General features: G+C 70.1%; 8 protein-coding genes. All 8 read right to left on the reverse strand.

From position 1 onward, the window contains the following. Window positions 1-87 precede the first annotated feature (87 nt). Window positions 88-483 carry a DUF3037 domain-containing protein gene (locus tag ABZW18_RS15960; RefSeq protein WP_356187609.1) on the reverse strand — a complete coding sequence of 132 codons (396 nt, stop codon included), beginning with the start codon at window positions 481-483 and terminating at the stop codon, window positions 88-90. After that, on the reverse strand, window positions 480-1,304 hold the full coding sequence (locus ABZW18_RS15965) for a HipA family kinase (protein ID WP_356187611.1): 825 nt from the start codon (window positions 1,302-1,304) through the stop codon (window positions 480-482). The genes ABZW18_RS15960 and ABZW18_RS15965 overlap by 4 nt, the downstream gene beginning before the upstream one ends. Before the next feature lie 1,013 nt (window positions 1,305-2,317). Next, on the reverse strand, window positions 2,318-2,965 hold the full coding sequence (locus ABZW18_RS15970; protein ID WP_356187633.1) for a LuxR C-terminal-related transcriptional regulator: 648 nt from the start codon (window positions 2,963-2,965) through the stop codon (window positions 2,318-2,320). Window positions 2,966-3,391: 426 nt separating this feature from the next. Next, window positions 3,392-6,229 carry an AAA family ATPase gene (locus ABZW18_RS15975; RefSeq protein WP_356187613.1) on the reverse strand — a complete coding sequence of 946 codons (2,838 nt, stop codon included), beginning with the start codon at window positions 6,227-6,229 and terminating at the stop codon, window positions 3,392-3,394. Continuing rightward, window positions 6,219-6,821, reverse strand: a complete 603-nt coding sequence (locus ABZW18_RS15980; RefSeq protein ID WP_356187615.1) for a hypothetical protein — start codon at window positions 6,819-6,821, stop codon at window positions 6,219-6,221. Before ABZW18_RS15980 ends, ABZW18_RS15975 begins: the two co-directional genes overlap by 11 nt. A 23-nt stretch (window positions 6,822-6,844) precedes the next feature. After that, entirely contained in the window at window positions 6,845-9,748 is a 2,904-nt protein-coding gene (locus ABZW18_RS15985; RefSeq protein WP_356187617.1) for an AAA family ATPase, read from the reverse strand. 218 nt (window positions 9,749-9,966) lie between these two features. Next, entirely contained in the window at window positions 9,967-10,722 is a 756-nt protein-coding gene (locus ABZW18_RS15990) for an alpha/beta fold hydrolase (RefSeq protein WP_356187619.1), read from the reverse strand. A 380-nt stretch (window positions 10,723-11,102) separates the two neighbouring features. Further along, a partial coding sequence (locus ABZW18_RS15995; protein ID WP_356187621.1) for a phosphopantetheine-binding protein occupies window positions 11,103-11,860 on the reverse strand: 758 nt, incomplete at its 5' end.

Raw genomic sequence — 11,860 nt, forward strand, 5'->3', positions numbered from 1 at the left:
GGTCGACGAAACGCTAGAAGCCCTGGCACCCGGTGTCAACGGCCCATGGCGACGGGCGGCGGATGTCACGTCGCCCGGTGGAGCTGTTCAGCGTACGAGCAGGTCGAACAGCCGCTCCGCCTCGGCTTCCGGGTCGGCGGTCAGCCCGGTGTGCACCGGCCCCGGCTGGACCACCGTGCTGCGGGGCGCGATCAGCCAGCGGAAGCGCCGTCCCGCGTCGTCCGCGGCGGCCTGCCCGGCCGCCTCCCCACCGCGGCACACCCCCTCGACGGCGCGCAGCGCGGCGCGTACGCCCGCCACGTCCGCCGCCGGGTCCAGGGCCAGCAGCCGCGCCTCGTCGAGGTGCGTACGGGCGATCACGCGGGACCGCGCGCGGCAGTAGACGACCACGCCGGCGTTGATGAGCTCTCCGCGCTCGACCCGCGGGACGACGCGCAGCAGGGCGTACTCGAAGACGTCGCGTCCCTGGTGGAGGCCGGTCACCGGGCGGCCTTCCCGTCGACCCGGACGCGCAGCCAGTCCGGCGCCTGCGAAGGCTCCTCGGCGCGGCGTGGGCCGAGGGCGATCCGGCTGAGCGTCGTCGCGGCCCGTTCCGCCAGTGTCTCGGCATAGGCGCGGCGCAGGGCGTCCGGGCTGTCGAAGCCGGGCTCCTCCACGAGCCACTCGTCGGGGACATCGGCCGCGACCTCCGCCAGGAGCTCCCCGGTCACAAGCGGCGCGAGCTCGGCGGCGGCCGCCTCCAGGTCCGGCGCGAAGGAGGCCAGGACGTGGTCGGAGGCGTCGTACGGTTTCTCCGCCGCGCCCCGGGCGGCCGGCCAGTTGTGATGCCAGATCATCGTGGCGCCGTGGTCGATGAGCCAGAGACGGCCGTGCCAGACCAGCAGGTTGGGGTTGCGCCAGGAGCGGTCGACATTGCCCACCAGCGCGTCGAACCAGATCACGCGGCCCGCCTCCCCGGGGCTCACCTCGAAGGCGAGCGGGTCGAAGCCGAGCGAGCCGGGGAGGTAGTCCATGCCGAGGTTGAGGCCGCCGCTGGCCTTGAGCAGCTCCTGCACCTCCTGATCGGGTTCGCCCAGTCCGATCACCGGGTCTAGCTGGATCTGCACCAGATCGGGCACCCGCAGCCCGAGCCGGCGGCCCAGCTGCCCGCAGATCACCTCGGCGACGAGGGTCTTGCGGCCCTGGCCCGCGCCGGTGAACTTCATGACGTAGGTGCCGAGATCGTCGGCCTCGACGATGCCCGGAAGCGAACCGCCCTCACGCAGGGGCGTGACATAGCGGGTCGCTGTGACCTCTGTAAGCATTTTCCCAGGCTATCCGGTAGCTGAACTTCAGGATCCACGGCGTGGCCAGAACGCCCGCGTCCTCCCGTCGGACCCCTGGTCAACCTGGGGAGAATCTGGGGAGGTCCGGCTGGAGACCTCACTCCCCGGCAGCCCGTCAATGGCGCGACGGCGCCCCCGGCAGCATCAACGCGGCAGGCAGCACCCTTGACCGCCTCGTCGGCGCCCCTTGGGCCCACCGCGCCGGCCCTCGGTCTCCACCAGGCTTCCGCCGGCTGAGGATCGGTCTGATCGCCCGCCCCCTCACCGCTTGTGTCCGCTCCTCGTAGGGCGCTCTCTTCCGGACCGACCGTGGCTCAGCCACGGTCGGTCCGTCTTCGGGGGTGGCCGGAGGAATTGAAGAGCGACGCAAGGGGAAAGGCTTTACCGCAACGTGACAGGGCTGCGCAACTCGCCACATCACAGTTCTCAGCCACTCTTCAGGTCAATATCGGCCGACCGGATCCCGACTGCCGTCGCCCCACCCGGAAGCACCGGTCGAATCGGGCAGTAAAACCACAAGCAACGGCACCCAAAACCACACGGTGGCCATTTCATTCGGACATGGAGCCTTCTAAATGCGCCGCACGGCACAATTACTGTTGCCTCCTCGCTCTCCACGACGCGGGTACGCGCGCACAGACGAAGCAATACCTTTCTCGCACACCATCGATGCGAAACAGCCCATGCATGCGAAGTCCACTATCACCGCGCCATAGGGCCCGCTCGCCAGGGGTCAACGGCTCGCGCCCTCGGCACCATCTTCCGTAATGCCACAGCAAACAGGCAGCCGGGACGGCAAAACGGGCTCGACAAGACTCGCAACGGATACGGAGCGGAAGAGCGGGCCGATGAGCGGACCGGAGAAGGAAGACGGACAAAAACGCAGAAAACCGCCGGCCCGTGGCACCCTGGTCGAGGGCGCGGGTCCGGCGAGTTTCTGCGGTACCAACCGCGGCGGACAGGGCCGTTGGCGGCCGGCCCTGCCCGCGCTGTTACTTGATGAAGTCCTCGACGACCTTCGGCGGCCAGGTGCCGACGTTGAGGACACCCATGGAGTAGGCACGGGAGACCAGGGCAGCCCGGTTGGGCACCCTGAGCTTCCGGAGCAGACCTGTCACGTGGTACTCCACGCCCTGCCGGCTCAGATAGAGCCGGGAGGCCAGTGGGATCGTGGACAGACCGGCAGCTATGCCCTCAAGAATGCGCGCGTCGATCTCAGTGAGGATCTTCTTCTGATGGGTCAGGACGCCCGCGTCCTCGGAACCCTCCGAGGAGCGCATGAGCACCAGGATCGCGGCTACGTCGGGGGTGTCCCCGCTCACGGCCGCGGCCGTGAGCGTCCCGGCGAACGCGAAGTCCTCCGGCCCCACGGCCACCACGTGCGAGGCGAACCGCTGGCGCTTCCCCTCCACCAGGCGGGAGAACTGGCGCATCAGCGGCTGCTGAACGCTGGGATGCACCAGATCGCGGAAGCTACGGCCGCAGACGCCGGCCGAGGAGTCGCCGAACCGGCGGAAGAACTCCTCGTTCGCCTGCTGGACGGTCAGAGCCGGGTCGAGTAAGGCCATGCACAGCCCCGGCTGGTCGAACTCCTGGGCGCGCCCGTACCCGTTCTGGTCGGGTTTGAGGTCGCTCGCTATGACCTGCACCGAATCTGTGAGTGCAGCAATCGCCACGAGATCGCCATCCTTTCGGGTCCCCCCCGATTGTGAATACTCAACATCGTTATGCGGGTGGGATAACACCGGCAGCCGGCCTCACGTGCCCTCATTGGCGGGTTATCCATTCACCGAATTGAGAGTAGTTAGCTTTTAGGTTGCCCGTCAACAAGGCACCCTGTTCACACGGCTAAAGCTGTGGTCCGAACCACGGGAGGTTCGGTCCGCAATGAAGGTGCCGACCCGTGAAAACCACGGCATGCCGGGCGGGACGGATTGGCTAGCCATCCGCGCAATTCGGTCTTGCTTGAGGTTGACTTGAGGTTCGTGCGGCAAGCCGGGGCCGAACCGAGCGACACAGATAACGCATCGTCACGTAGCATGCCGTTAACAGTTACGCGTCAAAGTCTACGCGGGAAGAGCGTCCGCCAGCTCATGCCGGCCCGAGATGCCAAGCTTCCGATAGGAATTCGTTAGATGTTTCTCAACGGCCCGCGAACTCACGCCGAGTTCATCCGCAATTTCCTGGTTGGTGAGCCCGCTGCCGACCAGAGTGATCACCCTGCGCTCGCTGCGGGTGAGGATCGCGGTCTTCGGCGCCGAGGCCGTGCCGCGGCCGCGCTCGGCCCGCTCGACCAGCCAGGGAACACCGCAGGCCGCCGCGAGGACGCCCGCCTCGCGCAGCGCCGCCTCGGCCTCGGCGCCGCTGCCCAGCTGCCGGCCCAACAGCACGAGAGTCCTGGCGAGTTCCAGCTCGAATGACGAACCGCGCAGTACGGTGACCGCTTCGCGCAGCAGAGGGACACCTTGTGCGCCCTGGAGCCAGCCCTTCAGCCGCAGAGCGCGGCCGAGCCCGGCGGGTGCTCCCCACGCCGTGGCCCAGGCGAGTTCCTCCTCGGCGAGCCGTAGCGCGGAATGGGAGTCACCGAGTCGCTGGTAGACGCCGATGGCGTGCGAACGCCAGGGGAAGAGCGCCGAGTTCCGCCAGCCGGAGACGCCCAGTTGACGGCCGCAGGCGAGCAGAATCTCCAAAGCCTTGGCCCGCAGGCCCCGCTGGGCGTCCACCGACGCCTGCAGAATCTGCAGCGAGGCCGTGAGGGCCAGCCCCGCCGACCGGCGCCACCGGGCCCTGGCCAGGATCCGCTCGCTGAGCACCGGGTCACGCAGTTCGAGCGCTATCGTGGAGAGGATCATCGTGGATGCCTCGCTCCAGTCCGCGTCGGCCGGCGCCATGGCACGCTCGACATATTCACGTGCCAGGGTCGGCCTGCCCTGCGAGACAAGGACGAACGCCCGTTGCGCGAAGAGGAGTACGCCGTCGGGGCCGGTCGCGTTCTGCCATCGGGTCTGCTGCTCGGTCGACAGCCACGAGGCAACGTCCTGTACCGATTCGGCGGCGAACAGGGTGACCACGACCAGCGGAAGCACGGTATTCGCGCCCGCCGAGGTGGCCGGTTCGCGTTCCAGGATGCGGCCGGCCGTACGGGCCGCGTCGGCCGCGGCGAGCCGACCGGTGAGTATCCCGGAGAAGAGGAGCACGGCCATCAGCTCGCGTTCGGCCGCGGAGCCGAGCGGGGGCTCCTCCCCCAGCCCGCGCAGGCGTTCCATCGCTGAGGCCAGCTCTCCCGGGTTCTCGTGCCCGAAGTGCCTCAGCCGGGCTTCCAGCCGCAGGGCCATCTCACGCGCCGGCCCGTCCCGTCCGGCGGACGGGCCGAGTTCCTCGGAGACACCGCGCAGCAGCTCGGCGGTGGAGGGGTGCACCGCGCCGAGCAGGGGCGGCGGGATACGCAACACGGCGGCCGCCCGGTCCCTGGCCGTGGTCAGCAGCGGCATCGCCTGGACGATATGGCGTTGGCACGCCTCGGGGTCGAAGCCACGCTCCGCAGTGGCCAGTTCGACCAGCAGTCCGGCCCGGCTCTCGTCCTGGGCACGGTGGCCGAGCAGCGCGCGGCGCAGATAGCGGGCGGCAATCTCCGGCGCGCCACGCCGCAACGCGGTGTCGGCCGCGGCCCGCAGCACCATGACCGACCAGGGGCGGCCGAAGCCGGTGACGGCCATCAAATGGGCGGCGACCTGCTCGGCGGGACGGCCGCTGCCGTACAGCAGGTCCGCAGCGGCGGCGTACCAGCGCTTGCGTTCGGCCACGGACATGGCGGATTCGATGGCGTCCTGTACGACGCGGTGGGTGAAGCGCGGTTCGCGCGCGTCGGCCAGCAGCCCCGCCTTGCGGAGCGCGCGCCGCGCGGCGCCGAACCCGATCTCGTCCAGTCCGGCGAGTTCCGTGATGAGCGCGGGGTCTCCATGGCCGCCGAAGGCGGCGATCGCCGCGGCCACGTCGCGTACCGCTCGTGGCTGGGTCCGCAGATAGCTCGCCAGCCGCTCCCGGAGCTGCGCGGGCCGCAGGGTACGCACCCGGTCGGCGTAGTCGGCGGTCGGCGCGTACCCCCGTGCCTCCATGCCCAGCAGTACCGACATCAGGAACAACGGGTTGCCGCCGGTCACTTCATGACAGGCACGTACGTACTCGTCGTGCCCGGCAGCGCCGCACCGTTCACGAATCATGGCCCGGGTGGCGTCGGGCGACAGCGGGGCGGGTCGCAGTATCTGTGTGGAGGCGGCGGCGATCTCGCGCACCAGGGCGTGTCCGGCTCCCTGGTCCCCGTCGCGCAGCGTACAGACGAGCACGACGCGCAGTCCCCGCAGTCGTTCGGCCAGGTAGGCGAGCCAGCGCAGGGAGGGGATGTCCACCCACTGGAGGTCGTCCACGAGGATCAGCAGCCGGGTGTTCTCACTGATGTCGGCCAGCAGCGACCACAGGCCGTGCAGGCTCGCCTCGGACGCGACCCCGGCCGGGCCTCCGGCGCCGTCGGCGTCGGGCATGTCGCCCGCGAACATGTCCCCGGCCGGCGGGTGGCCTGCCGGCAGGTCGTCGGTGCCGAACATCAGCCGGGCGGCGCGGCCGGGCTGCCGCGCCCACCGATTGCGGTCCGTCTCCGTCGCGCCGGACAGCAGACTATCGAGCAGCTGCCGCACCACGCCGAACGCGAAGTCCCGCTCCATGGGGGCGGCGTTCGCCCGCAAGACGCGTATGTCCGGGCCGGAGACGACACCGGGCAGCTCGCGCAGCAGGGCGGATCTTCCGATGCCGAGGGGTCCCGACAGCAGGATCACCGAGGAGGTGCCCTCGTCCGCGGCGCTCAACGCGGCTGCCAACCGCGCCAGTTCCGACTCCCGCTCAAGAAGCATCGCTCGGCCGTTCTCCTATGTTCCGCATCAGCACACACGGTACGTTACGCCCGGTGATACGGAGCTTCGGTAGGTATTGCTCAGTCGCAGCTCCACGGTGCGCCTGCTCACGGAGATCATGCACTGTTCGGCGTCCGAGAGCGTGGTCCACTCCCGGGGCAGGGTGGGGGCCACCGGCCTCGTCGGCCTTTCCAGCCGCTCGGTGGGCGCGCGTACCGTCGCCGCCAGCCGGCTCGACGGGTATGCCGCGGAGCCCGATTGCCTCGGCGGGCAGACCGTTCAGCGAGCGCGTCGCGTGGTCGCCGACGGCGGTGATGGTACGCAGCTCGGGCAGCCGCGCGGCGACCGGCTCACGGCCCTGGTCGGGGAGTCGGCTCACATCGCACAGCACGGCGGGGTCGCCCTCGGTTGCCGCCGCGACCGTGGCGGTGAACCGCTGGTCGCCCGGTGCTCCGCGGACCGTCGCCACCGCGGTGGCGACGCCCTGCTCGGTCGGTCCGCGCAGCACGAACTGCTCGGTGGGGACCGGGGAGGTGGGCAGCAGGCTGAGCCGGTCCCGGCCCTGGGGACGATTGTTGTTCCGGCCAGTCACACGCACCGCCTCGCCCGTCCGCTTCAGCGTCGCCAACGTGATTCGGATACCCAGCCGGGTTGCCCATCGGGGATGTCCGGTGTGCGCAGAATGGAGCCCAGTTCGGTACGCCCACTCACGCCCAGTTTCCGGTACACGTTGGTCAGATGTGTTTCGATGGTGCGTACCGTGACGAACAGAGTCTCCGCGATCGAGCGGTTGCTGGCCCCCGCTGCGGCGAGGCAGGCCACCCTGCGTTCCATTCCGGTCAGTATGTCGAGCGGTGAGGCGCTCATCCTCCGCATCCTGCCGCCGGCGGTGACCAGCAACCTGCGCGCGACCCCGGCGAGCGCGAGCGCCCCGCAGCGCTGCGCGAGGTCGGTGGCGGTGCGCAGATGCTCACGGGCACCACGCTGGTCGCCCGTCTTCAGCAGGGCGCGGCCGAGGAAGAATTCGGCCTTGGCGTGTTCCGCTCTGGCGGGTGAGCCCGCCAGGGTGACGACCGATTCGGTGAGCGTCTCGATGCCCGCGCCGCCGGGGGCGATCACTCCGCGGGCGAGCGCGGCGAGCCCGAGAGCGCGGGGCGTGCCCCACCGCTGGGCCAACTCGCTGCCGTACTCGGTCATCTCCCGGGCTTCGTCGCCGCGGTTCATGACCGCGAGCAGGCAGGCCGCCTCGGACCACCAGGGCAGAAAGGCCGGGTTGCTGCACCGGGACTCCTCCAGGGACCGGCCGCACTCGAGATACAGGCCGAGAGACGCATCCCGGTCGCCGGTCGCCCATCGGGCGCGGGCCCGCGTCATCAGATTCCAGTGGTATGCGATGACGAATCGGTCCAGGCCGGCCCGTTTGATACCGCGGAGCACTTCCTCGGCCCGTTCGGCCTCGCCACGCTCGACCAGCATGGTCGCGAACGCGATCTGCGGCAGCGCGGCGCCGTCACCCCATCTCTCCTCACCAATGATCTCGATCGAGGTCTGCGCGTCGGCCAGCGCGTCCGGGAACGCGCCCGCGCTGTGCAGGACCAGAGCGCGAGTGGACAGGGCGAGCACGAAGGTCCAGACGGCGGCGTTGTCCTGGCTGTACTGGAGCATGTGATCCAGCGCGTCCAGCGCCTCGTCGACCTCGTCGGCGAGGCTGAGCGCGAAGGAGGAGGTGAGCAACGGCCACGTCTCCGGCTCGGCCCCTGGCGAAGTGAGCGCGCGACGGGCCTGTTCGACCGTCCGTTCCGCCGAGCGGCCGTCCATCGCGGTCAGTACGGTCATCATCGCGAGCATCTGGCGCTGGGCGGGCGTATCGCCGGGAGGCGGGGCCAGCAGCGCGGCCCGGTCCAGAGTCGCGGAGATGGTCGCCTTCTCGTCCGCCCCGATGATCAGCAGGACCGACTCGACGAGCGTGCGCAGTTCACGGTCGGCCGGGGCCGGGCCAGGTCCCAGCTCGGCCTCCAGCTCCGCCAGGACCCCTTCGAGGACCCGTACGCCCTCGGGCGACCGCTGAACGGCCAGGCAGACCATTCCGTACCGTACGGCGACCACCGCCCTGGCTCGTACGTCATCGGCCAGCGGAAGCGCCTCTTCCAGCAGCCGGATGGCCTCCGCGGGATTGATCTCCGCGAGCGATGCCGCCATCTGGAGACGTACCGGCACGCTGTCCGGTTCCGCCTCCAGCGCCCGGTGCAGATAGCGCACGGCGGCCTCGGGAGCGCCACGGCCCTCGGCCTGGACGGCCGCGTCACGGAGCACCGCCGGCATCCATGGCTGCGTCAGGGCGGGCAACAGCATGAGCCGGCCCGCGACTTCCTCCGCCGGCCGGCCGGCGTCACTCAGCAGCAGGGCGGCTTGGGTGCGCAGCCCGGCCAGCGCGTCGGCACCGATGGGTTCGAGTGCGGCCGAGCGCACCACGGCGTGCACCAGGTCCGCGCGGTCCGCCGCCAGCACCTCGGCGCGCCGCAGCGCGACGACGCCTTCCGCGACGAGCGCGGGGGGCACATCGGCGAGCATGCCGACCAGATCTGGGGTCTCGTCGCCGAGGACCGCGATCGCCCTGGCCACCTCACGTACCCAGAGCGGCTGACTGTCCAGCAGCGCGCTCACGGAGGACGCGATGACCTGGCCGCCCACCTCGGCGACTCTCCGTACGCCCTTCTCGTCCGGCTGCACACCCTCGGCACGCAGTTCGCCCAGGAGCCGGCTGAGGGTGAGAGGGTTGCCGCCCGAGACGGCGGCGGCGCACTCGGTGAAGGTGGGCTCGACGGGCACCTGGAAGATCTGCCGGGCCATCTCGCCGACGGCCGCGTGGGTGAGCGGCGCCAGCCTCATCACGGTGGGCCGGCGCTGCGCGGCGATGTCCGCCAGCGCGGAGGGCGCGACCGGCTCGGCCTCGCTGCGATGGGCGAGCACCACCAACAGCGGCAGATCGTCCGCGCGCCGCAGCAGGAAGTCCACCCAGCACAGCGAGCGTTCGTCGCACCAGTGCACATCGTCCAGTACGAGAACGAGCGGGCGGTCCACCATCAGATTGGCCGCGAGCCAGTACAGCCCGTGCAGCACCGGGTAGGCGGCGGGACCGCTCAATGTCTCCTGGTCGAACTGTCCGGCCGTGAGCGCGGGCAGAGCGCGACGGGCGAGTCCCCGCAGGAGAGGAGAGTTCCCCGCTTCCTCGCCGCTCAGCCCCAACGAGCCGAACAGCTCCCGCACGCCGCTGTATGCCGCGCCCGCGACGCCTTCGCCGCACGTGCCGTACAGCACGGCCGTGTTGCGGCACGCGTCGCTCTTGAGGAACGCCCGCAGCAGGCTGGTCTTCCCGATGCCCGCGGGGCCGGACAGGATCACCAGGCCCGCACGTCCGGCGCGCGCGGCCTCGGCATGGCGGGCCAGCACCCGCAGCTCATCGGCGCGGCCGACCAGAGCGCTGGATAAACCGGAGAGGTCGGCCTGTTCCAGCATCATGGTCTCCTCGCATCTCGGGGGACACAACAGATGCAATGACTCGTCGGCATATCCCGCGCATCCCGCAAAACCAGTGAACGTTCCACGACCGACGGGCGCGAGATTACATGATCACAAAATCCCGCACCCCACGAAGCCCACGAGGCCCGTTTTGGCACTTGGGGACCACGGGCAGGTGCTGGTGGCCCGGGGTCCGGTCGCGCAGAGCGGTCGGCTGCCTATGCCGCGGCGGACAGATGTTTCCGCAGGAGCGCGATCACCGCCGGCGCCTGTGAACTCAGGAAGAAGTGCCCGCCGGGGAAGACCTTCTGGTCAAAGGCTCCCGTGGTGTGGCGACGCCAGTCCTCCGCCTCGTCCAGCGTGGTCTTCGGGTCGTTCTCACCGGTCAGCGCGGAGATCGGGACGCGGACCGTCGTCGCTGGATCGCAGCGGTAGGTCTCGATGGCCTGATAGTCACTGCGGATCGCGGGGAGGATCATCCGCAGGATCTCCTCGTCGCCGAGCAGCGCCGTATTCGTACCGGACAGCAGCCTCAGCTCCGCGACGATGCCGTCGTCGGTACGCGTGTGCACACGCTCGTCCCGGTGGCGCGACGGCGCGCGCCGGCCCGAGGCGAACAGATGAGAGAGCTCACCGCCGTCGGCCTCGAACCGCCGCGCGACCTCGAACGCGAGCGTCGCGCCCATGCTGTGCCCGAAGAAGGTGGTCGGCCGGGCCCGGAGTTGCTTGCGCAACGCCTCGTAGACCTGGTCGGCCAAGACCCCGAGATCGCCGGGGCTGATCTCCTTGCGCCGGTCCTGACGGCCGGGGTACTGCACCGAGAACACCTCGGCCACCGACGACAGCTGAGCGGAGACCGGGAAGTAGAAAGACGCCGAGCCACCCGCGTGGGGGAAACAGAAGAGTTGTTCCGAGCTGGCCGGTGCTGGATGAAAGCACCGCGCCCAAAGGCTCTCCTCGGTGGACATCGTCATCGTGTTGCATCCTCCTAGGGGTGGGCCCCAAGCAATCCGGACCACGCAGCGGTCCGGGCCTCCGGGCCGGTGACAGCGGAACATGATGGAACGTGGCACACCGCGAGTGCCATGACGTCGCCGACGCGACCGAGCGTTCCATGCGTACTTCCCCCAACAGATCGGGAGGACGACTCGCATCGCCCGCCTCGCCGACCGCCACGGCCGGCCCGGTGGCCGACGACCCCCATTTCACTAGGACGGACAGTGGGAAATTCCCTAGTCTCCGTGCGGGCATCGGTGACGGAACCCACAGGTGAGTGCGGGAACCGCCTACGACGCCCCGGCCGTGCCGGGGGCTCCGGGGGGCGGGACCTACCGCTTCCCGGAGCCTCCGCGGTTCAGGACAGACCGAGTTCGTCGTCGAGCAGCGCGAACACATCGTCGTCCGACGCCGCCTCCAGGTCGAACTCGCCGGAGCCGTTCGCCGACTCCTGCCGCAACGCGGCCCACTTCGTCCTCAGCACGTCGATTCGTCCGGCGACGTGCTTGAACTCCTGTGCGTCGACCGTCATTTCCGTGATCGTCTTCTCCAACTGGTCGAGTACGGCGAGCACCGATCCGGCCCCGCTGATCTCCTCCGTCACCAGCCGGGAGTGGAGATGGCCCACGACCGCGGCCGGAGTCGGGTAGTCGAACAGCAGGGTCGCCGGCAGGCGCAGCCCGGTGGCCGAGTTCAGCCGGTTCCTGAAGTCCACCGCCGTCAGGGAGTCGAAGCCCAGCTCCTGGAACTGCCGCGTGGCCCCGACCGCCGTCCCGTCCGCATGTCCGAGCACCACGGCCGCCTGATCGCGGACCAGCGTCAGAAGAACGTCGCTACGCTCCTCCTCGGTCATTCCGGTCAGCCGCTGTCCGAGCGACCCGGCCGACTGCGGAGCGGCCGTCGCCGTCCGCCTGGACGGCGTACGGATCAGACCGCGGAGCAGAGCCGGGATCTCGTCCTGGGCCCGGAGGGCCGCCATATCCAGCCGTACGGGCAGCACCAGCGCCTCCGAGCCGGTGGCCGCCGCGTCGAACAGCGCGATTCCCTGCTCGACGGAGAGCGGCGGCATTCCCGAGCGGGCCAGCCGCTGCATGTCCGCCTCGGCCACGCTCCCGG

Source organism: Streptomyces sp. NPDC004647 (assembly GCF_040609575.1).
Lineage (GTDB): Bacteria > Actinomycetota > Actinomycetes > Streptomycetales > Streptomycetaceae > Streptomyces.

Coding starts and splice junctions, on each gene's coding strand:
- ABZW18_RS15975 (WP_356187613.1), bottom strand. CDS start 6,229: ATGCTTCTTGAGCGGGAGTCGGAACTGGCGCGGTTGGCAGCCGCGTTG.
- ABZW18_RS15990 (WP_356187619.1), bottom strand. CDS start 10,722: ATGACGATGTCCACCGAGGAGAGCCTTTGGGCGCGGTGCTTTCATCCA.
- ABZW18_RS15965 (WP_356187611.1), bottom strand. CDS start 1,304: ATGCTTACAGAGGTCACAGCGACCCGCTATGTCACGCCCCTGCGTGAG.
- ABZW18_RS15985 (WP_356187617.1), bottom strand. CDS start 9,748: ATGATGCTGGAACAGGCCGACCTCTCCGGTTTATCCAGCGCTCTGGTC.